Here is a 21,755-nt window from a genome sequence, read left to right as displayed (position 1 = left end):
GCTGAAACCGACAGTCCGTTCTTGTATACATGGTAACACTTACTCCCGGGCGACGAACTGTCGAGTATGGCTGCACCTCGACAGACGGAGAGCCACGCGGAGGGTGAGCGGAACACGAGCGGCCGACGGCGGTATCTTCGACTGCTGGGGCTCGCTGCGACGGGTGGCCTGACGGGTTGTCTCGCCACCGTGTCGGCCGACGAACCCGGTGGCGCCCTGCGAACGACCGACACCGGGACGGACCGTTCCGGGTTGTCACCATCCGCCACTCCACCCCGCCCGCCTCGTTCGTCGACCTCCGCACCGACTACGACCTCCGCACCGACTACGACCTCCGCACCGACCTCGACCCCCTCACCGACTAGAACTCCATCACCCACTCCGACCCCGACAGCCTCGTCGACACCGACACCCCCACCGATCCCGACGCAGCCGTGTCGAAACGAGCTACAGCGGTTCACGTTTCGTCGGTGTATCGCCACCGTCTGTTTCACGTGTACGGAGTTCTCGATCCAGGTCGACCCGGCCGACGTCGACTACTATCTCGCACTGCGCTATCTGGACACGTCGACCGACACTCGGTATCGGTTCATCGCAGGACCGCTCGACGGTCGAATCACGGACCCCTTCGGTGAAACCAGCTTTCGCCTCTCGGAGGCCGAGATACGAGTTCCGGGCGAACAGTCTGTCGCGGTTTACCACCCACGGGACTGCCTCACAGCGGCGACCGCTACCGAGTGATCCGCGCGTGCGTCGTACGCCTCGGGCCACGAGAGCGGCACGTCCACCGCGCCTCCCGTCGCTCGCCCCATCCCCCACACTCAATACGGCGTCGTGGTATCGCCATACGTATGAACACAGACGACGCCGACTCGCGCGTCGACGACCTGCTCGCGGAGATGACGCTCCGCGAGAAGGCAGCCCAACTCGCCGGCACGTTCGTCGGCAAGGTCGACCGGACGCAGACGCTCGACGACGTAGAGGAACTCGTCTGCGACCCTGGCATCGGCTTCGCCACCCCGTTCGGCTTCGGCGGGTCGCCGCACACCGGGTCGCGGGAGGTCGCCGACATCGCCAACCGACTCCAACGGGCCGCCGTCGAGGAGACGCGACTCGGAATCCCGCTCTTGATCCCCGTCGACACCATCCACGGCCACGCCTACGTGCAGGACGCGACGGTGTTCCCCCACAATCTCGGTCTGGCGGCGACCCGCGACCGCGACCTGCTCGAACGAGTCGGGCGGACGACGGCGCGGGAGGTCGCCGCGACCGGCGCACGACTCGCCTACGGCCCGACCTGCGACGTCGCCCGCGACCCGCGGTGGGGCCGGACGTTCGAGACGTTCGGCGAGTCGCCGCTGCTCTGCGGCGAACTCGCCGCCGCGAAGTCCCGCGGCGTCCACGACGCCGACGTCGACGTCGCGACGATGGCCAAACACTTCCCGGCGTACGGCGAACCCGAACGCGGCGAGGACACCGCCCCCGTCGATCGCTCGCTCTCCTCGCTCCGCCGCGACTTCGTCCGCGCGTTCGAGCCGATTCTGGACGAGGGCCTCGAGGGGATCATGCCCAGCTACAACTCCATCAACGGCGAGCCGTCCCACGGCTCTGCCTACTGGCTGACGGACGTGCTCCGCGACGAACTGGGGTTCGACGGCTACGTCGCCTCCGACTGGGGCGGCGTCCGGATGCTCCACGAGGACCACCGCGTCGCCGACTCGATGCGCGAGGCGGTCCGGCGGTCGATGGCCGCGGGCGTCGACGTCCACTCGCTCGGCGGCGCCGACCACGTCGACCACGTCGTCGACCTCGTCGAGGCGGGCGACTTAGACGAGTCCGTCGTCGACGAGTCGGTCCGTCGCGTGCTCGAACTGAAGGAGGAACTCGGGCTGTTCGAGGACCCCTACGTCGACGCCGACGCGGTTGGAGACGTCCTCGGCACCGACGACAGCCGCGAGGTCGCCATCGAGGCGGCCCGCGAGTCGGTGACGCTCCTCCAGAACGACGACGACCTGCTCCCGCTCGACCCCGACGTCGGCGAGGTGTTCGTCACCGGGCCGAACGCTGACGCGCTCTCGCATCAGGTCGGCGGGTGGAGCGTGAGCGAGGACGACGACCTCACCGGGATCAGCGTCCGCGACGGCGTCGAGTCCGTCGTCGGCGACGACACCCGCGTCACCTACGAGCAGGGGGCCGAAATCGACGACCCGGCCGACGTCGAGGCGGCCGTCGACGCCGCCGAGTCCGCAGACGCCGCCGTCGTCGTCCTCGGCGAGAACTGGTACATCCACGAGTTCGGAATGCAGGAGATTACCGGGCCGACCGACCGCTTCCCCAAGCGGACGCAGCTCTCGCTGCCCGACGCACAGCGGGAACTCCTCGAAGCGGTCGTCGCCACCGACACGCCGACCGCGCTCGTCTTCGTCACCGGGCGGCCGCTGGCGACGCCGTGGGCGAAAGAGAACGTCCCGGCCATCCTGCAGGCGTACTACCCCGGTGCCGACGGTGGGCAGGCGGTCGCCGAAGCCCTGTTCGGCGAGATCAACCCCAGCGGGACGCTCCCCATCTCCGTCCCGAAGTCGACCGGCCACCTCCCGGTTCGGCACAACTACCTCCCGAACCCGGCCCCCATCGGTGCGGACGAACACGAACCGAGCTACGATCCGCTGTGGGCGTTCGGCCACGGTCTCTCCTACACCGACTTCGAGTACCGCGAGCTGTCGCTGTCGGCGGAGTCGGTCGCCCCCGACGGGAGCGTCACCGTCGCCGTCGAGGTGGCGAACGTCGGCGACCGCGCCGGCGACGAGGCCGTCCAGCTGTTCGGCCGTCGAGAGTACAGTTCGACCGTCACGCCGGTGTGCGAACTCGTCGGCTTCGAGCGGGTCGGCCTCGAGGCGGGTGAGTCCGCCACCGTCGAGTTCGACCTCTCTGCGTCGGCGTTCGCCGTCTTCCGACCGGACGGCAGTCGCCTCGTCGAACCGGGGACAGTGACCGTCGAGTGCGACTCGCTCGACGCGTCGCTGGACGTCGTCGCCGAGTAAGCAGAGCCACCGGACGGTGAGGCCGACGCTGGCGTCGTGGCGGCCGTTCCGTCTCTCCGACCCACTGTCAGTCGTTCCCACGACAACATTGGATTGATACGTGTCTCCCGTGTCGTGGTGAGTAATGCCTCCGAGCGACTCTCTCTGCGGACGCCGCGTTCTCTTCGACGGTAGTCAGCCACGTCCAGCGCCGTCGACGTCACTCGCGTCGTGCGGTACGAACGTTCAACACCACCAAGCCCCACTTGCAAACGAACCATGAGCGACGAACATCTGCGGGCGACGATCAGCCAGAAGGCGGCGCTGTTCGGGCCGGACGGCGACGTGCTTCTGCTCTCTCGGGCGGCGACCGACGGATGGGAACTCCCCGGCGGCCGCATCGGGACGACCGAGGGCGTCGTCCCTGGACTTCGCCGCGAGGTCCGCGAGGAGACCGGTCTGGACGTCGCCGTCGAGGACCCAGTCTACACGGACGCGTGGACGACCGAGGACGGTGAGGGTCGCTACGCGGTCGTCTACCGCTGTAGGACCGACGAGCGTGCGGTCTCGCTGAGCGACGAACACGACGACTGGCAGTGGATCGACCCCGACGTGGCAGTCGACGACGTTCTCTCTCCCTCGGCGCTCTGTACTGCTCTCGAGCGAGCGGTGGAACACCGGGCGGTGAGCCGGTGACCGACGAACCGCTCCGGGCGACGGTGAGCCAACGAGCCGTCCTGTTCGGCCCCGACGGCGACGTGCTCGTCGTGCGCCGGACGGCCGACGGCGGGTGGGAACTCCCCGGCGGGCGACTCGACGTCGGCGAGTCGGCAGTCGAGGGTGTCTGCCGTGAGATCCGCGAGGAGACCGGTCTCGACGCGACGGTTCGCCGACCGATACACACCGCGACGTGGCGCAACGACCGCGACAACGGTCGGTTCGCGGTCTACTACTACTGCACGACCGGACGTCGCTCGATCTCGCTCAGCCCCGAACACACCGACTACGAGTGGTTGTCGCCGTCGGCCGCGGTGAGTCGCCTGAGCGACACGCAGGGCGAGGCGGTCGACCGCACGCGGGAGGTCCACGACCGATGAGCGAGGAGCCGGATGAGAGAGACGAGACGAGTGGAGCAGGTGAGACAACCGACGAGCGACCGACCATTCGGGCGCTCGATCAGACGACCGTCCAGCGAATCGCCGCCGGCGAGGTGGTCGAACGCCCCGCCAGCGTCGTGAAGGAACTCGTCGAGAACAGCCTCGACGCCGACGCCTCGCGGGTCTCCGTCGCCGTCTGGAACGGCGGGAAGGACGGCGTGCGCGTCCGTGACGACGGCGTCGGCATGACCGAGGAGGAACTCGCCGTCGCCGTCGAGGAGCACACGACGAGCAAGATCTCGGACATCGACGACCTCGAGACCGGCGTCGCCACGCTCGGGTTCCGCGGCGAGGCGCTGCACACCATCGGTGCCGTCTCGCGGACGACCGTCCGGTCGAAACCCCGCGGCGCGGCCGGTGCCGGCGCGGAGCTGACCGTCGAGGGCGGCGACGTCGGCGAGGTCCGACCCGCCGGCTGTCCGGCCGGGACGACCATCGAGGTCGACGACCTCTTCTTCAACACCCCCGCGCGGAAGAAGTTCCTCAAGACCGACGCGACGGAGTTCGACCACGTGAACACCGTCGTCACGCAGTACGCGCTGGCGAACCCCGACGTCGCCGTCTCCTTGGAGCACAACGACCGTGAGGTGTTCGCCACCGAAGGGCGAGGAAGCCTCGAGTCGACGATTCTCTCGGTGTACGGCCGGGAGGTCGCCGAGGCGATGACGCGCGTCGACGCGGACCCCGACGGCGACACGGTCGACTCGGTGTCGGGACTCGTCAGCCACCCCGAGACGACCCGCGCCGGGCGAGAGTATCTCTCGACGTTCGTCAACGGCCGGTACGTCACTGCCGGCACCCTCCGCGAGGCGGTGCTCGACGCCTACGGCGGCCAACTCGCCCCCGACCGCTACCCCTTCGCCGTCCTCTTTCTCGACGTGCCGGCGAACTCCGTCGACGTCAACGTCCACCCGCGAAAGATGGAGGTCCGCTTCGACGACGAGTCGGGCGTGAAGTCGGCCGTCGAGGCGGCCGTCGAGTCGGCGCTGCTGGACGAGGGGTTGATCCGGTCGTCCGCGCCGCGAGGTCGCTCGGCACCCGACGAGACGCAGGTCGCCCCGGAGCGACCGGACGACGGCCCGTCGGGGGACGTCGCAGGTGGAGACGACGGAGACGGCAGAGACGGCGCCGCCGAGGAACCGACGGCGGCGACCTCGTCGAACCCGGACGGAGACGGAGCGACGGCCGAGTCGTCGTCGGCGACGACGGTCGACTCCGCGGACGACGTGGCGACGGGTCCCGCCGACGCGACTGCGAACCCCGCCGACCCGACTACGGATACCGACTCCGAGTCGCCGCCGTCCGGGGGGTCCGACGACGCAGGGACGGACGACGCAGGGACGGACGACGAGGCGTGGGTCGTCGACAACGCGCGGTCGTCGCAGTCGGGCTCCGAGACGGTCGACCCGACCGCAGACGACGCGACGCCGGACTTCGAGGCCGCCACCGCCGAGTGGGAGTTCCCCGAGCAGCGAGAGCGAGCGCGGACGGACCCCCCAGAGCCGGAGCGCCCCGACGTCGACGCCGGCGACCACGACGCCGACAGCCGTCCGTCACCCCGGTCGTGGCAACAGTCGTCGCTCGGCGAGGGTCGAGACGGAGACGGCCCCGGGGAGACCGAGCAGTCGGCCGCGTTCACCGTCGCCGGCCCGACGAGCCAGCGGACGCTCGACGGCGAGGCGGCGACCGCCGGCGGCGAGTTCGACTCGCTGCCCTCGCTGCGGGTGCTCGGACAGCTGTTCGACACCTACCTCGTCGCCGAGACGGCCGACGGGTTGGTGCTCGTCGACCAGCACGCCGCCGACGAACGGGTGAACTACGAGCGACTCCGCCGGGAGCTTCGCGGCGACACGCCGACCCAGGGGCTCGCCGAACCGGTCGAGCTGGAACTCACCGCCCGTGAGGCGGCGCTGTTCGCGGAGTACGCCGACGCGCTCGCCGATCTCGGGTTCGACGCCGAGCGGACCGACGAGCGAACCGTCGAAGTGCGCTCCGTCCCCGCCGTCTTCGACGCGGCGCTCGACCCGGAACTGCTGCGCGACGCGCTGACGGCGTTCGTCGCCGAGTCCGACGACGGCGGCCGAGAGACGGTCGACGCCGTCGTCGACTCGTTGCTCGCCGACCTCGCCTGCTACCCGTCGATCACGGGCAACACGTCGCTGACCGAGGGGTCGGTAGTGGAACTGCTGGAGGCGCTTGACGACTGTGACAACCCCTACGCCTGTCCGCACGGCCGCCCCGTCGTCATCGAGTTCGACCGCGGCGAGATCGAAGACCGGTTCGAGCGGGACTATCCGGGACACGCCGGACGGCGACGCGAGGAGTGACACCTACGGTCGAGGAGTGACACCTACGGTCGAGGAGTCGGCGGGAGCAGCAGCCGCACGCGGTGGGTGAGTTCGCCTCTGGAGACCGGTTTCTCGAGGACGACGAGCGCACCGGCGTCCATCGCTCGCCGACGGAGGACGGAGGAGACCCGTCGCGAGACGACGACCACGGGCGTCCCCAGCGTGTGGAACGACTCGACCACCGAGAGCACCGAGCGATCGAACCCGTCGACGTCGACGACGGCCAGTCCGATCCCGTCGTCGAGTCGTCTCTCGACGCACGAGAGGTCGGAGAACCCCTCGACGGTGTAGCCGTCGTCCAGCGCCGCCGCGAGCAGCTCCCGGTTCCGGGGGTTCGCAGCGAGAATGACCACCGTCCGGTGGTCACTCACCGTCCGTCGCTCCTCGATACGCGCTCTCGATGGTGCCGCGGCCGTGAGCGACGACCTCCTCGGGCGTCCCCGTGAGCACGCCGCGGAGGCCGGAGAGCGACTCGCCGACCGCGATGCCGTGTTCGGTGATGCGGAACTCCCGCAGTTGGCGTTCGTAGTCGCTCGTCCGCTTCTTCAGCACGCCGATCGCCTTCCGCATCTCGCCGCGACGTTCGAGATGTCGGAGGAAGACGATGTTGTCGGCGAGATAGCTGATGCCCGCGTTCGTCGCCCGGAACTCGCCGGTGATCTGGTCGACCTCGTCGGCGAGGATCACCGTCACGCCCATGTTCTTGAGGTAGCGACACAGCGCGTGCAGTTTCTGCGTGAGCACGTCGTCGGTCTCGCGGAGCGAGAGGCGGTAGCCGTCGATGCCGTCGATCATCACGATGCTCGCGTCGCGCTCCTCGACCTCCCGTCGCACTTGCGTCGCAAACGCCTCGGCCGACTGGTTCAGCGCCTCGATCTCCTCGGCGTTCAACTGACCCCCGTCGACCATCTCGGTGATGGGGATGTTGACCGCCTCCGACCGTTCGTAGAACGTCTCGCGGCCCTCCTCGAACAGGTAGATGACCGACCGTTCGCCGCGGCCGGCGGCGGCCTTCGCGAACTGTGTGCCGAGGGTCGTCTTGCCGACGCCGGTCGGCCCGCTGATGACGGTGATCGTCCCGCGTTCGATGCCACCGTCGAGCAACGTGTCGATCTCGGGCACCCCCGAGGAGATGGCCTCCGACGTGAACTCTCGGACGTGCGTCTCCGGGCGGAGTTCGGGAAACACCGTCATCCCGCCCTCCCGGATCACGACGCCGTGTCGCCCGGATTCGACGGCCGACCCGCGGAACTTCGGGACGGTCAGCGTCCGTCCGCGGAGTCCGTGTGAGAGGTCGAGGGTTCCGTCGCCGAGATATCTGAGGTCGTCGTCGGGTTCCTTCGAGAGGTCCTGCGTCGTGAAGAGTACCGTCCCGCCCTGCTGTTCGAGGTAGTCGACGAGGCCGACGACGTTCTTCCGGAACTGGTAGTCGCCGGCGAACAGGTGGCGGAGCCGAGTGATCGGGTCGACGAGTACGCGCGTCGGTTCGAGGTCGGCGATACGGGCCGCGATGACCTCCTTGACCGTCTCCTGTTCGACCTCCTCGGGTCCGAAGACGTCGTAGTCGTTCGTCGTGAACACGTCCGAACTCGGCGAGAGGTCCAGAAACTCGACGCCGTCGAGGTCGAAACCGACCGACCGGGCGTGCCGGCGGATCTTCGCCTCGGACTCCTCGAGGTTGACGAACAACACCGGTTCGTCGGCGTCGACGCCCGCTCGGAGAAAGTGAAGGCCGAGCAGCGTCTTTCCGGTTCCGGGTTCGCCGCGTATCAGGTAGGCGTCGCCCTCGAGGTAGCCGCCGTTGAGCACGTCGTCGAGGCCGTCGATACCGGTCGAGAGTCTGGGGATCGTCTCAGTCATGGCTGGAGAGGTGAGCGAAGTGGGACGAGCGGGACGGCCACGTCGACGTAGACGCCCGAACTGTGATCCACTACGCGAGCTACACAAATACAGCTACATAATTTTTCTCTCAAACGCGTCGAATGGTTGGCGCTCGGAGGGATCAGTCGACCGATTCGGGCACGTCACCGTCGGTCTCGACGACCGCCTCGACCGTCGGCGTCAGCGCGGTGAGCACCTCGCGACCGCGACGTTCGCGAGTCACCAACCCGGCGTCGTCGAGTCGTTTGAGGTGGTGCGAGACGGTGCTGTCGGCGAGCCCGAGTTCGGCGGCCAGCTTCGAGACGGTCACCGGGCCCAATCGGTCGACGCCGTAGATGATGCGTGCGGTCGACTCCTCGTCGAGCGCGGCCGACAGCGTCGGATCGGTCCCGTCGACCGGATACAGCCGGTGTTTCCCGCTCGACTCGACGACCGTCACGGCGTGGTCGTTCTCCAGGATCCGCGCGTGATACCGGACGGTCGACACGGAGAGCCCGAACTCCGAGGCGAGTTCGCTGAGGTACGTCCCCGGCGACTCGCAGACGGCCTCGTAGAGTGCCTTGCGAGTGTCGTTCTCCGGCGCCGTCGACTCCGAGCGGCGATTCACGCCGGCAGCCACCAGCAGTTCGGGGACGACGATCTCGAGCGGCGACTCCTCGACGAACTGCGCGAGACTCCCCGGCAGTTCGCCGCCGACGGTCGTTCCAGAGCGGTCGGACCCGAACGGCGTCTCCGAGAACGACGTCGCCTCGGCAGTCGCCGTCGCCTGTGCAGCCGCGTGTTTCGCCGTCACGTCGGACGGTGTGTTCGTGGGCTGTGCAGCGGTCGTAGCCACGGCAGTCGGGGTGCTGACGAGGATGCCGACGACTACGAGCAGTGTGATACGCCGAATGAGACGAGACATGGATGTGAGTCAGGGTGGAGGTGGCCGCCGCAGTGTGTGTTTGCTGGGCCGTCCGTGAGCGGTCGCGTGGTCGTGCAGTCGTCACGCGCCGACGGTCCGACGACGTCGTCGGACCGTTCTCGCTGCCTGATATGACCAGTCTGCGGTTAAGAGTGGCGGCCATCTATCGAACGACTGACTGCTCTGTGACGCCCGGCGAGTTCCGACGGAACGACCGGAACTTATGTGCGCCGACGTCAGACTCTCTCGGTATGCCAGATATCGTCACCTTCGGGGAGACGATGCTTCGACTCTCTCCCCCCCGAGGCGACCGATTGGAACGGACTCGCGAACTCGACGTGCAGGCCGGGGGCGCAGAGAGCAACGTCGCAACCGCTGCGGCGAAGCTCGGCTGTGAGGCGACGTGGCTCTCGAAGCTTCCGGCGTCGCCGCTCGGTCGCCGCATCGTCGCCGAACTGGAGAGCTACGGCGTCGAGACGGGGGTCGCGTGGGACGACGGCGACGACGCCCGAGTCGGCACCTACTATCTCGAGTACGGCGGCGAACCCCGCGGGACGAACGTCATCTACGACCGGACGGACGCCGCCATCACGACGGCGACCGTCGAGGAGCTCCCGGCCGACGCCGTCGACGAAGCCGAGGTGTTCTACACGAGCGGCATCACGCCCGCGCTCTCGGAGACGGCCGCGGAGACGACGAAGGCGCTGCTGAAGCGTGCCCGAGCGGCGGGGACGGAGACGGCGTTCGACCTGAACTACCGGACGAAACTCTGGTCGCCTGCCGAGGCCGCCGCGGGATACCGCGAGCTCTTCCCTCACGTCGACGTGCTCGTCGCCCCCGAGAGCGACGCGCGGACGTGTCTCGATCTCGACGGGTCGGCCGTCGAGACGGCTCGCCACCTCGCGTCGACCCACGACTTCGAGACGGTCGTGGTCACGTGCGGCGACGAGGGCGCGGTGGCGCTGCACGACGACGAGATCTACGAGCAGGCGGTGTTCTCGGCCGACACCTACGACGCCATCGGCACCGGCGACGCCTTCGTCGGCGGCTTCCTCTCGAAGCGCATCGAGGGCGGAACCATGGACGAGTCGCTGGCGTACGGGGCGGCGACCGCGTCCCTGAAGCGGACGATCAGCGGCGACGTCGCGCTCGTCACGCGCGAGGAGGTCGAGCGGGTCGTCGCCGACGAGGGCGACGCCATCTCGCGGTGAAACCGACGACCGGCAGATAATCGCTGGACGGCGAACGATGGACGGCGGCCGAACGCCGGTTCCCGACCCTCGAGGCCACAAGATTATAGACCGGACCCGGAGTAGCGTTCGCGTACTCATGCGTATTCTCGCGGTGGTAGCGACGGTACTGCTCGTCACGTCGGCGACGGCCGGGGTCGCCTCGGTCGCCGGTGCACAGAACGCCCCAGCGTACGAGGGGGCGCACGTCACGTTCGGAACGCAGTCCGACGCGCTGACGGACTACCGGGTCGACGGGACGACCTTCTTCGACTCCGTGCGTGTCCAGTCGAAGGAGACCGCCGAGACCGAGGGACTCCTCGAGGTCGGTGGCGACGTCGGCTCCGTCGCCTCGCTCTCGGGGAGCGGGCTGACGGTCGACTCGCGGACGACGACGAACGCGACGGTCACCGCCGGCAGCGGCGCGACCATCGACGTCCACGACAACCCTCACGGGATCATGGTCGTCGAGAGCACGAACGCGACGCAGTACGTCCAGTTGAACGTCAGCGAGAAGGGGGAGGCGGGCTACTGGGGTGACGCGACGGCGGTCATCGAGACCGACGGAGGCCCCGAGGCCGCCGCGTTCGTCGTCGGGAACGGGACAGTCGGCGTCAACGACGACGGCGACGTCGTCGCGGAGGTCGGCGAGGACGGCTATCTCGTCGTCCGCACGTACGACCGCCGGCGGGGCACCGACGACAGGAACCAGGAGAGTCTCATCGCCGACGGCGTCGCCACCGCGGAGGCGTACGTGATGCAGCAGGACGGCGAGCGCGTCGTCGACACCGTCACGTACGGCGAGACGACGTCGCTGCGAGCGACCGAACGGAGCGCAGACCGCGTCGAACTGGCGGTCGATCGCCCGACTCAAGACGGGACGGTCCTCCTCGCGAGCGTCTCGCACGAGGCGCTCGACGGCGCGAACGACATCTCCGTGACCGTCGACGGCGAGACGGCCGCGAGGGCGACGGCGTACAGCGAACTGCCGATGGCCGCCGACGGCGGGCAGCGCTCGAAGTATCTGGTGCAACCGAGCAGTTCCGTCGACTCGACGACCGAAGTCGCCGTCGCAGTCAACCACTTCTCAGAGCGAACGGTGGCGCTGCAGGGCGGGCAGTCCAACGGCGCTGCGGCGAACACCACGAACGAGACGACCACCGCCGGCGACTCGGCGTCGACCGCCGGGAGTGACGCAGACGCCGAGACGGAGACGACCACGCAGACCGAGACGTCGAGTCCCGGCTTCGGTCTCGTCGCCGCCGTCGGCGCGCTCGCTGCCCTCGTCGTCGCCTCGGTCGTCCGCTCCCGTCGACGCGACTGAACGTCGACTGGGGTCGGCGACCCTCTCTCGCCGTCATCTACGTCGTCGTCGGGCAGTTCGCTCGACACAACACCTAATCCGCTCCGCTCTGATGGCCGAGTATGCACGTCGTCATCATCGGTGCCTACGGAAGCGCGGGCGTCGCCGTCGCCGAGACGCTCTCGGAGCACGTCGGCGAGACCGTCGACCGCCTGACGCTCGTCGACAACGGGAACCCGGGCGGAGGGCTCTGTATCCTGCGCGGCTGTATGCCCTCGAAGGAGGTGCTGTCGGCGGCGGCCCATCGGTATCAGGCGCGTCACGACGACCGTCTCGACGGGGAACCGCCGACGCTCGACCTCGAGGAGACGGTCGCCACGAAGGACGACCACGTCCTCGGGTTCGCCGAACACCGCCGCGCGGCGGTCCACCGGCTGGCCGGTCGCGAGAACGTCGAATTCCTCCACGGCACCGCCGCGTTCGTCGACGACCACACGGTACGCGTCTCCGACGTCGACGGCGAACCCGACGACCGTCGGATCGACGCCGACTACGTCGTCGTCGCCACCGGGTCGTCGGTCAACGTCCCCGACCTCGACGGCATCGACGAGGTCGACTACATGACCTCCGCCGACGTGCTCGACGCCACCGAACTCCCGGACTCGGGCGTCGTGATGGGGTTCGGCTACGTCGGGCTGGAGCTCGTCCCGTATCTCACAGAGGCGGGCGTCTCCGACCTCACCGTGATCGAGCACGACGACCGGCCGCTCGACGAGGCTGATCCCGAGTTCGGCGACGAACTGCTGGAGCTCTATCGCGAGGAGTTCGGCGTCGACGTGCTGACGAACACCTCCGAGCAGTCCGTCGAGCGAACCGCGGACGGCGGCGTCCGTCTCCACGTCGAGCGAGACGGCGAGTCGGACGTCGTCGAGGCCGAGCAGCTCTTTCTGTTCACGGGTCGTCGGCCGTCGCTCGACGGGCTCGGACTGGAGAACACGTCGCTCTCGGTCGACGAGGGATGGGTCGACGACACGATGCAGAGCCGCGACGACGACCGGGTGTTCGTCGTCGGCGACGTCAACGGGAAGGAGCAGATCCTCCACGTCGCCAAAGAGCAGGGGTACGTCGCCGGCGACAACATCCTCGCGCACGCCCGCGACGAGGAACTAGAAACGTACGAGAACGTCCACCACCACGTCGTCTTCTCGGGAGCGGCGGTCTATCCCTACGCTCGCGTCGGCTACTCGCGGTTCGCCGCCGACGAGGCCGGACTGGACTACCACGCCGTCATCCGCGAGGCGAGCGACGACGGCGTGTTCAAGACGAAGGCCGTGCCTCGCGGCCGGGCGGAACTCGTCGTCGACGCCGACGACGGCACCGTGTTGGGCTATCAGGGGCTCCACTACCACGCCGACGTGATGGCCAAGACGATGCAGGTCGCCGTCGAGATGGGGTTGGACGTCCGCGACCTGCCGGACCGCGCGTACCACCCGACGACGCCCGAGATACTCGACGGCCTGTTTCGGGCGGCGACGGAGAAACTGGAGCAGCGGTAGTCGTGCAGCGATCGCCGTCGCCGTCGCGGTTCCGCAACCACTAAACTCGTAGTGCCTCGCCGACGTAGGAGACGCCATGCTGGAGACGTTACTCGGCGACGAGGTTCACCCCTCGGGCAAGTACATCGCCGAGGTCATCTACGGCGCGAACGACGGGATCGTCACGACGTTCGCGGTCGTCGCCGGCGTCGCCGGGGCGGCGCTGGACCCGACGATCGTGCTCGTCCTCGGCGCGGCGAACCTGTTCGCAGACGGGTTCTCGATGGGGATGAGCAACTTTCTCAGTCGTCGCTCGGAGGCCGACTACGAGGCCGCACAGGGGAACCACGTCGACGACGACGGGAAGAGTCCAGCCCGGACGGCGGCCGTCACCTTTCTCGCGTTCGTCGTCGCCGGCGCGCTCCCGCTGGTGCCCTACGTGTTCGTACTCACGCCGCTGTTCCCGACGTCGATCCTGTTCACCGGCGTCGCCTTCTTCGTCGTCGGCGCGGGTCGGAGCTTCGTCACCGCACGGCACTGGTTCGTCAACGGCGGTGAGATGTTCGCCGTCGGGATGCTCGCGGCGGCGGTGGCGTTCGTCGTCGGCACGCTGCTGAAAGGCGTCGCCTGATCGCCTCGCTCGCTACGACGCCACAAACTGCATCGCACTCGGCCGCGTAGTAGTCGTATGACCGACTTCGAGACGGTTCTCCTCGCGACCGACGGGAGCGACGGAGCGACCGCGGCCGCCGACCACGCGCTCTCGCTCGCCGCCGTCTTCGACGCGACGCTCCACGTCGTCGCGGTCGTCCCGCCGTACGAGGGTCCCGACGACGAGGAGACGAGAGAACACGTCCAGAGCTCCGTACGCCGCCGCGCCGAGGCGTTCGTCGAGACGGTCGCCAACCGCGCACGGGGACGCGGCGTCGACGTCGTGAGCAGCGTCGAGTCCGGGGTCGTCCACCGGACGCTGCTCGACTACGCCGACCGCAACGCCGTCGACCTCCTCGTCGTTGGCAGTCACGGCCGCGGGGGGCTCGCGGAGACGCTGTTCGGCAGCACGGCCTCCCGACTCGTCTCGAGTGCGTCGATACCGGTGTTCGTCGCGGGCGGACGCCACATCAAGCATCCGAGCTACGAGTCGATCGTGTTGACGACCGACGGCAGTACGGGGGCGGACGCGGTCGTCGCCCACGCCCAGCAGGTGGCGACGGCGTTCGACGCGACCGTCCACGTCCTCTACGTGGTCGACGTCACTCTCTACGATCCCGACCTGGTGGTCGACCTCATCGGCGGGTTCGACCGACTCGGATCGCGCGTCACCGCCGAGGTCGGCGCACGACTGACGAAGGCCGGCGTCGACGTGGAGACGGCGGTTCGGCGGGGACGTCCGGCGCGGACGATCCTCGACTACGCGGCAGAGGTCGACGCCGACCTCGTGGCGATGGGTACACAGGGGACGACCGGTCTGGAACTGACGCTGCTCGGCAGCACGACCGAGCGCGTCCTTCGAGCGGCCGAACGACCGGTTCTGACGGTTCGTGCGTCGCCTGCGTCCGTCACCTAACGCAGGCAATAATTGCGAGAGAGACACAGCCATGCCAAGAGATGCCTAGGGCGCATACAAACCGCAGATACATATGCGCTAACGGAATACCGTCGCCCACATGGCGACACTATCGTTCGAACCGCTGACATACGACGACATCCCGGCCGACGAGCGGCCCACGCTGCTGCAGGCGCTGGTGCCCGTCGTCGGGATGCTGTTGTTCCTGAGCGTCGGGGCCATCGGGTTAGGGCTCGACGCGCACTTCCCGCTCGTGTGGGGGATGGTGCTCACGGGGCTGGTCGGTCGCTACTGGATCGGCGTCTCCTGGCAGCGGATGTACGAGGGCATCGTCGACGGCCTGCGAATGGGGATGCAGGCGATACTCATCATCTTCGTCATCTACATCCTCATCGCCGTCTGGACCGGCGCGGGGACGATTCCGGCGCTCATCTACTACGGACTCGACGTCCTCTCGCCGCAGATCTTCCTGCCGGCGGCGGCCCTGCTCGCGACGCTCGTCGCGTTCGCCGTCGGGTCGTCGTGGACCACGGCGGGGACGCTCGGCGTCGCGTTCATCGGCATCGGGGCCGGACTCGGCATCCCCGAACCGATGACGGCCGGTGCGGTACTGACCGGTGCCTACACCGGTGACAAGATCTCACCGCTCTCGGACACGACGAACCTCGCGGCAGCGGTGACCAACACCGACCTCATGACCCACATCCGGACGATGCGGGTCGGGACGGGGCTGGCGCTCGCCATCTCGGTCGTCGGCTACGCGGTGCTCGGGCTATCCGCGACGGGCGGGACGCCCGCCGGTCGCGTCAACGAGATCCAGAGCGCCATCGCCGGCGCGTACAGCGTGTCGCCGCTGGTGTTCATCCCGCTCGTCGTCACGTTCGGACTCGCGCTGCGCGGCTACCCGGCGCTCCCGGCGCTCGCGGCGGGGATCTTCGTCGGTGCGTTCACGCAGATCTTCGTCCAGGGCCCCGCCAGCGTCGAGGGGTTCGTCACCGCCTGGGAGGTCGCCCAGAACGGCACCGCCCCCGAGACGAACGTCGAACTCGTCAACAGCCTCCTGAACACGGGCGGTCTCATCGGGTCGGCGTGGACCATCACCATCGTCGTCGCCGCGCTCTCGCTCGGCGGTCTGCTCGAACGGACGGGCGTGCTCGCGGTGATCGCACACGCGGTCGGCAAACTCATCTCGTCGGTCGCGGGTCTCACGGTCGGCACCGCCGCCTCCGCCATCGGGATGAACGTCCTCGCGGCCGAACAGTACATGTCTATCGTCGTCCCCGGGATGAGCCTCCGCGGGCTCTACGACGAGTACGACCTCGACTCGCGGAACCTCTCGCGCGGCGTCGAGGCCGCCGGGACGACGACGAGCGCGCTCATCCCGTGGAACGCGGGCGGCGTCTACATGGCCGGCGTGCTCGGCGTCCCGGTCTGGGCCGGTGACTGGGGACTCGCGGGCTACGCGCCGTACTACTTCCTCGGGTTCCTCTCGCCGGCCATCCTCGTCCTGATGGGCGTCACCGGGTGGCGCATCACGGCGCAGGAAGCGGAGACGCAGGCGGGCATCAAGGGCGCGGTCAAGTCCATCGCCGACGACGACGACTGACGCCTCACACGTCGGCGACGACGCGCTCCGTTCGTTTCGCAGTTCTTCGTCGCTCTCGTCACACAGTTCGTCTCGTCCTCTCTCGCCGCGCATCCGACGAGCGAGCGGCGGCGCTACTCTCCCGTCTCCGCGTCCGTGTTCGCATCTGTGTCCACGTCTCCCTCCTCGTCCGACGTCACGTCTTCGAGTCGCTCGACGCGCACTCGACTGATGCGGTTGCCGTCGACGCGCTCGACCGTCAGCGAGACGTCCGCCACCTCGACGGTGTCGCCGACGTCGCCGATGCGACCCAGTTCGGTGTTGATGAGTCCCGCGACCGTCTCGAAGTCGCCTTCGCGGGGGAGCGAGACGTCGAGGAAGTCGTTGACCTCGCCGACGGTCACCTCACCTTTCACCAGCAAGCCGTCGGCGGTCGGGCGGATGAACCGTTCTTCGCCCACCTCGAAGATCTCGCCGACGATCTCCTCTAAGATGTCTTCGACGGTGAGGATCCCCTCCATCTCGCCGAACTCGTCGCGGACGACCACCATCGGGACGCGCTTCTCCTGCATCTCGGTGAGGAGGTTGTCGATCTCACGGCTGTCGGGCACCTGCAGCGTCGGCAGCAGCACGTCTCGAAGGCTCAGCCCCTCGCGGGCGGCGCGTTCGACGTCGCGGATGTCGGCGATGCCGACCATCTGTTCGAGCGTCCCCTCGTAGACGGGGAGTCGAGTGAGACGGTTCGTCGAGCAGATCTCGAGCACCTCCTCCAGCGGCGTCTCGACGTCGACGCCGACGACGTTCACCCGCGGCACCATCACCTCGCGGGCGCTGGTCGAACTGAGGTCGAAGACGCCCTGAACCATCTCGTGTTCCGCCTCCTCGATGGCCCCGATCCGTTCGCCCGTCGTCAGCAGCGCCTCGATCTCCTCGCGGGTGACGTACGGGCGTTCGATGTCCTGTCCGCCGCCGGTGACGCGGTTGATGCCGCTCGTGACCAGATCGAAGAAGAGGACGACCGGATACAGCGCCTTCTGGACCAGTTCGAGCGGGCGGGCCACCGACAGTGCCACCGACTCGGCGTTGGCGACGCCGTAGGACTTGGGCGAGATCTCGCCGAAGACGAGGACGAGGCCGCTGACGACGACCGTCGAGACGACCGCACCCGTCGTCGGGTCGAAGATACGAGCGACGACGGCGGTGGCGATGCTGGCCATCGCGACGTTGACGACGGTGTTGCCGACGAGGATGGTGACGAGCAGGCGGTGTGGGTCGTCGCGGAGTCGTCGCAGCGGGGCGACGCGACTGTCGGTCTCGCGCTGGAAGAGCGCGCTCAGCCGGTGGCGTTCGAGCGAGAACACGGCGATCTCGCTTCCGGAGAAGAACGCACTACAGACCAGAAGTACTGCGACTGTCGCGACGCCGACTATCGTCGTCACGTCGAAGACCTGCACCATGCCACCTCATTCGGAGAGCGTGACATAGTTCCTTGCCTAACGGTCGAGGCTGGACCGCCCGGCTTAAGCGGCCGCGACGGTTACCGGCAGCTATGGAACTGACCACGAGCGGCCGGTTCCGCGTCCTCGACAGCCCCCGCGAGCGACCGGAGCTGCTGCTCATCGACCTCGAGACGTTCGAGCCGACGTACGTCCGCACCGACGGCGACGGCGACCTCGCGGGCGGCGACGACACCACCGTCGACGACCTCCGCCCCGGCTACGTCGTCGACGCGTCGCTCGCCTGGGACGACGGAACGGCCCGGTTCGCGTCGGTCGACGTCGACAGTCGGAGCCGCATCGAGTTCGTCGACGACGTCACCGGCGTCTTCGAGGCCGCCCGCGAGACGTGGCAGACCGCCGAAGCCGAGGGTGAAGGGATGAACTCCCGCGTCACCTACGACACCGACGGCGCGGCCAACGGCGTCCTCTACGTCTTCGCGAAGCAGTCCGGCGCACGCGACCTGTTCGAGGAGTTCCGCAGCGGCACCCGTCCGCTGGAACCCCTCGTCCAGCGCGTGAACGAGAACCGCGACGACGAAGGCCCCCGCGAGGTGTTCGTGATGCGCCCCGCCGACGAGCCGTTCGTGCTCGTCTACATCGTCTTCCGGGCAGAGGGGATCCTCGCGGAGACCGTCCGCGACACGTACGACTGCCCGCGGGAGTGAGTTCGTCGTCCTGCGGGAGGTGAGTGAGAGGGAGGAGTATTTAAAACGAGTCACCGAAACCCACCGAACAGCGTTCTACAGCCGTGATTCGACCGCCTCCGATTTCGCACCTATCTGTTTTGGCAAACACGCTATACCTACTCCGCGTATGCCACCATGTATGAGCGTTGAAGACAGAGGAAGCACGTTCACCATCGCAACGACCGACGACGACCCCGACGCGGACATCCCCGCCGAGACCGCAAGCGACGTGTTCGCCGACGCCCGCCGCCGCGCCGTGCTGACGTGTCTGCGCCGCCGTGACTCGGCAGTGGAGCTGGACGAGCTGGCCGAAGCCGTCGCCGCCGAGGAGTTCGGCACGAGCCGCGAGGAAGTGCCCGAAGACCGCTTCGAGCGCGTTCTCGTCTCGCTGCACCACACCCACCTGCCGAAGCTGGCCGACGCGAGCATCGTCTCGGTCACGCAGACCAACGGCGTGCACGTGACCGGAAACGCAGCCGCATTCGAGGCTCTCGCATAACCCGCACCACGACTTCTCCGGCCATCCACACCAGCGAGTGACGACGTCGGCGGACGCGAACCGGGCAACGGGTCGTCGTCACCAGAGCCATCTGTCTTCGTCCATCCCGTCGGCGACGTCGTGCGGTTTTGGCGTCGTTCACGCGACACCATCCCGTATTTTTATGAACGAGTGCGCGACAGCTATCCGCATCCATGGCAAACATCGTCCGACGGATGGCGGAGGGGAGTTCGCGGCTGGTCGAACGGTTCCTCCCCGAAGCGTTCCTGTTCGCGATCCTGTTGACGTTCGTCACCTACGGGATGGCGTTCGCGTTCGTCGAGCCACAGGGGTCGACGCTCGGGCACGCCCGGTCGATCCTCACGACCGGCTGGTACGGCGGGTTCTGGAACCTGCTCTCCTTCGCGATGCAGATGACGCTCGTCCTGACGACCGGGTACGCCCTCGCGCAGACGAGCGTCGTCGACGGTCTTCTCGCTCGGCTCGCGACGCTCCCGTCGAGCGAGCGGAGCGCCGCCGCGTTCGTCCCGGTCGTCGCCGCGACCGCCTCGTTCGTCCACTGGGGACTCGGCCTCGTGGTCGGCGGGCTCTTCGCACAGAAGGTCGCCAACGAACTGCGTGGCATCGACTTCCCCATCGTCGTCGCCGGCGCGTACTCCGGGTTCGTCGTCTGGCACGGCGGACTCGCTGGGTCGATCCCGCTCGTCTTGAACTCCAGTCCCGACGACGGTAACTTCCTGCTGGAAGCGGGGGTCTTGGAGTCGACGATCGGCACCGCCGCGACGATCTTCACGCCGCTGAACCTCGTGCTCTTCGCGGTTGTCTCGTTTCTGTTTCTGCCGGCGCTGTTCGCGCTGATGTACCCCACGCGCGACGACGAGAAGACGCCGATCGACCCCGCCGACCTCGACACCGCCGCCGACGGCGGCGAGACGGCGACCCCGCCGCCCGCGTCGACGGCAGACGCGACGGTCGCCGACCGCATCGAACGGTCGACTGCCCTCGGCGTCGTCGTCGGGCTCGTGGGACTGACGGCGGTCGTCCTCTACTTCCTCACCGGTGTCGCCGACGGCGTCATGCCGTGGAACAACCTCGATCTGAACATCGTCAACTTCACACTGCTCTTCCTCGGTCTCCTGCTCCACGGGTCGGCCGCCGCCTACATCGAGGCCGTCAAGGAGGCCGTCGAGAACGTCTGGGGGATCATCCTCCAGTTCCCGTTCTACGCGGGGATCATGGGAATCATGGCCTACGCGCCCGAGGGGTCGACGAGTCTCGCGACGCAGATCGCAGAGGGGATAGTCCAGCTGTCGCCGGAGGGCTTCTTCCTCCCCGCCATCGCCTTCCTCACGGCCGGCGTCGTTAACGTGTTCGTCCCCAGCGGCGGCGGCGAGTGGGCCGTCATCGGCGAGACGCTCGTGACGGCCGCGAAAGCCAGCGACACCAGCGTCCCCCGCGTCGCGATGGCCGCAGCGTGGGGCGACGCCTGGACGAACATGATTCAGCCGTTCTGGGCGATCCCCCTGTTGGCGATCAGCGGGCTCTCCGTCCGCGACATCATGGGTTACTGCGTGTTGGTGCTGTTGGGCGTCGGCGGCATCGTCCTCGTCGGCGTGACGTTCCTACCGATGTGACTACTCGTAGGTGAACGTCATCCCGCCGTCGAACGTCAGGTCGCCGCCGTTCAGGTGTTTCCCGTGCTTCGAGAAGCCGAAGACGAACAGGTTGCCGACCTCGACTGGCGTCATCATCTCCTTCGTGCGCGACTGACCGAGCATCACGTCCTCGACGACCTCGTCGACGCTGATGCCTCGCTGCTCTGCGGTGTCGGGGATCTGGTTCGTGACGAGCGGCGTCTTCACGTAGCCCGTGCTGACGGAGAACGCCCGGAGGTCGCCGTCGCCCTCGGCGGCGATGGACTGCGTGAGCCCGCGCAGCCCGAACTTCGAGACGTTGTAGGCGACCTTGTCGGCGGTGACGTAGTGGCCGTGGACCGACGCCATGTTGCCGATCGCGCCGACGCCGTCGTCGGTCTCGCGGACGTGCGGGACGACGAGCTGTGAGAGCTTCAGCGGCGCTCGGACCATCACGTCGTGCATCAGATCGTACTGCTCCATCGGGAACTCGTCGATGGGGTCGATATGCTGGATGCCGGCGACGTTCGCCAGATAGCGGACGTCGCCGAACGTGGCCGCCTCCTCGACGATCCCCTCGACCTCCTCGTCGTCGGTCAGGTCGGCGGTGACCGTCTCGACCGTCCCGGCGAGGTCGAACTCGGCGGCCGTCTCGACGGTGCCGTCGAGTCCCCCGTCGTCGACGTCGGTGGCGACGACCGTCAGCCCGTTCGTCGCCAGCGCGAGCGCGGTCGCGCGGCCGATGCCGGAGCCGCCGCCCGTGACGACGGCGACGGTGTCGGCCGTGAAGTGGTCGTCGTCAACGACGAGGACGTCGTCGGGGTCGAACGTCGGTGCGGTGAGGTGCTCGGAGTCGGTGTCGTCGGCCATACTCGAGAGAGGTGACGAACGGGCGAAAAACGGGGGGT

The 21,755-nt window shown here is 68.2% G+C and carries 19 protein-coding genes; 14 read left to right on the top strand and 5 right to left on the bottom strand.

Features of this window, described 5'->3' with window-relative positions; genetic code table 11:
* Window positions 1-176: 176 nt before the first annotated feature.
* The 5 genes from EOHIBHHM_RS03615 to mutL all read left to right on the top strand — a co-directional run bounded on the left by EOHIBHHM_RS03615 (window position 177) and on the right by mutL (window position 6,504).
* Window positions 177-365, top strand: coding sequence for a hypothetical protein (locus tag EOHIBHHM_RS03615; protein WP_497254727.1), 189 nt, complete (start codon window positions 177-179; stop codon window positions 363-365).
* A 486-nt stretch (window positions 366-851) separates the two neighbouring features.
* Window positions 852-3,041, top strand: coding sequence for a glycoside hydrolase family 3 N-terminal domain-containing protein (locus tag EOHIBHHM_RS03610; protein ID WP_497254725.1), 2,190 nt, complete (start codon window positions 852-854; stop codon window positions 3,039-3,041).
* Window positions 3,042-3,299: 258 nt separating this feature from the next.
* On the top strand, window positions 3,300-3,716 hold the full coding sequence (locus EOHIBHHM_RS03605; RefSeq protein WP_497254723.1) for an NUDIX hydrolase: 417 nt from the start codon (window positions 3,300-3,302) through the stop codon (window positions 3,714-3,716).
* Window positions 3,713-4,117, top strand: a complete 405-nt coding sequence (locus EOHIBHHM_RS03600; RefSeq protein ID WP_497254721.1) for an NUDIX hydrolase — start codon at window positions 3,713-3,715, stop codon at window positions 4,115-4,117. Before EOHIBHHM_RS03605 ends, EOHIBHHM_RS03600 begins: the two co-directional genes overlap by 4 nt.
* On the top strand, window positions 4,114-6,504 hold the full coding sequence (gene mutL, locus EOHIBHHM_RS03595; protein WP_497254719.1) for a DNA mismatch repair endonuclease MutL: 2,391 nt from the start codon (window positions 4,114-4,116) through the stop codon (window positions 6,502-6,504). The genes EOHIBHHM_RS03600 and mutL overlap by 4 nt, the downstream gene beginning before the upstream one ends.
* A gap of 23 nt (window positions 6,505-6,527) precedes the next feature.
* Here mutL and EOHIBHHM_RS03590 read toward each other — a convergent pair whose 3' ends face one another.
* From EOHIBHHM_RS03590 to EOHIBHHM_RS03580, 3 genes are all read right to left on the bottom strand, one after another.
* Window positions 6,528-6,896, bottom strand: coding sequence for a response regulator (locus EOHIBHHM_RS03590; RefSeq protein ID WP_497254717.1), 369 nt, complete (start codon window positions 6,894-6,896; stop codon window positions 6,528-6,530).
* Entirely contained in the window at window positions 6,889-8,385 is a 1,497-nt protein-coding gene (locus EOHIBHHM_RS03585; RefSeq protein WP_497254715.1) for an ATPase domain-containing protein, read from the bottom strand. The genes EOHIBHHM_RS03590 and EOHIBHHM_RS03585 overlap by 8 nt, the downstream gene beginning before the upstream one ends.
* 142 nt (window positions 8,386-8,527) lie before the next feature.
* Window positions 8,528-9,310, bottom strand: a complete 783-nt coding sequence (locus tag EOHIBHHM_RS03580; protein WP_497254713.1) for a winged helix-turn-helix transcriptional regulator — start codon at window positions 9,308-9,310, stop codon at window positions 8,528-8,530.
* A 251-nt stretch (window positions 9,311-9,561) separates the two neighbouring features.
* Between EOHIBHHM_RS03580 and kdgK1 the strand changes: the two genes are divergently transcribed.
* From kdgK1 to arcD, 6 genes are all read left to right on the top strand, one after another.
* A complete protein-coding gene (kdgK1, locus tag EOHIBHHM_RS03575; protein WP_497254711.1) occupies window positions 9,562-10,521 on the top strand; it encodes a bifunctional 2-dehydro-3-deoxygluconokinase/2-dehydro-3-deoxygalactonokinase in 960 nt (319 codons plus the stop codon).
* 118 nt (window positions 10,522-10,639) lie between these two features.
* Window positions 10,640-11,863: a PGF-CTERM sorting domain-containing protein gene (locus EOHIBHHM_RS03570; RefSeq protein WP_497254709.1), complete on the top strand. Its 1,224-nt coding sequence runs from the start codon at window positions 10,640-10,642 to the stop codon at window positions 11,861-11,863.
* A 101-nt stretch (window positions 11,864-11,964) separates the two neighbouring features.
* Window positions 11,965-13,398: a dihydrolipoyl dehydrogenase family protein gene (locus EOHIBHHM_RS03565; RefSeq protein WP_497254707.1), complete on the top strand. Its 1,434-nt coding sequence runs from the start codon at window positions 11,965-11,967 to the stop codon at window positions 13,396-13,398.
* 76 nt (window positions 13,399-13,474) lie between these two features.
* Window positions 13,475-14,008: a VIT1/CCC1 transporter family protein gene (locus EOHIBHHM_RS03560; RefSeq protein WP_497254705.1), complete on the top strand. Its 534-nt coding sequence runs from the start codon at window positions 13,475-13,477 to the stop codon at window positions 14,006-14,008.
* 57 nt (window positions 14,009-14,065) lie between these two features.
* Window positions 14,066-14,944, top strand: coding sequence for a universal stress protein (locus EOHIBHHM_RS03555; protein WP_497254703.1), 879 nt, complete (start codon window positions 14,066-14,068; stop codon window positions 14,942-14,944).
* Window positions 14,945-15,044: 100 nt separating this feature from the next.
* Window positions 15,045-16,550: an arginine/ornithine antiporter ArcD gene (gene arcD, locus EOHIBHHM_RS03550; RefSeq protein WP_497254701.1), complete on the top strand. Its 1,506-nt coding sequence runs from the start codon at window positions 15,045-15,047 to the stop codon at window positions 16,548-16,550.
* A 113-nt stretch (window positions 16,551-16,663) separates the two neighbouring features.
* On the opposite strand, the gene EOHIBHHM_RS03545 is transcribed toward arcD, so the two are convergent.
* Window positions 16,664-17,986, bottom strand: coding sequence for a hemolysin family protein (locus EOHIBHHM_RS03545; protein WP_497254699.1), 1,323 nt, complete (start codon window positions 17,984-17,986; stop codon window positions 16,664-16,666).
* 92 nt (window positions 17,987-18,078) lie between these two features.
* Between EOHIBHHM_RS03545 and EOHIBHHM_RS03540 the strand changes: the two genes are divergently transcribed.
* The 3 genes from EOHIBHHM_RS03540 (at window position 18,079) to EOHIBHHM_RS03530 (ending at window position 20,847) form a co-directional block, all read left to right on the top strand.
* A complete protein-coding gene (locus tag EOHIBHHM_RS03540; protein ID WP_497254697.1) occupies window positions 18,079-18,693 on the top strand; it encodes a DUF6663 family protein in 615 nt (204 codons plus the stop codon).
* Between the two features lie 160 nt (window positions 18,694-18,853).
* Entirely contained in the window at window positions 18,854-19,213 is a 360-nt protein-coding gene (locus EOHIBHHM_RS03535) for a DUF7344 domain-containing protein (protein ID WP_497254695.1), read from the top strand.
* Between the two features lie 194 nt (window positions 19,214-19,407).
* Window positions 19,408-20,847 (top strand): short-chain fatty acid transporter, encoded by a 1,440-nt coding sequence (locus EOHIBHHM_RS03530; protein WP_497254693.1) that lies wholly within the window; start codon window positions 19,408-19,410, stop codon window positions 20,845-20,847.
* On the opposite strand, the gene EOHIBHHM_RS03525 is transcribed toward EOHIBHHM_RS03530, so the two are convergent.
* Entirely contained in the window at window positions 20,848-21,717 is an 870-nt protein-coding gene (locus EOHIBHHM_RS03525) for an SDR family oxidoreductase (protein WP_497254691.1), read from the bottom strand.
* Between the last annotated feature and the right edge of the window lie 38 nt (window positions 21,718-21,755).

It is taken from the genome of Halogranum roseipondis, assembly GCF_059695585.1.
This window is presented reverse-complemented; position numbering and strand designations above follow the sequence as displayed.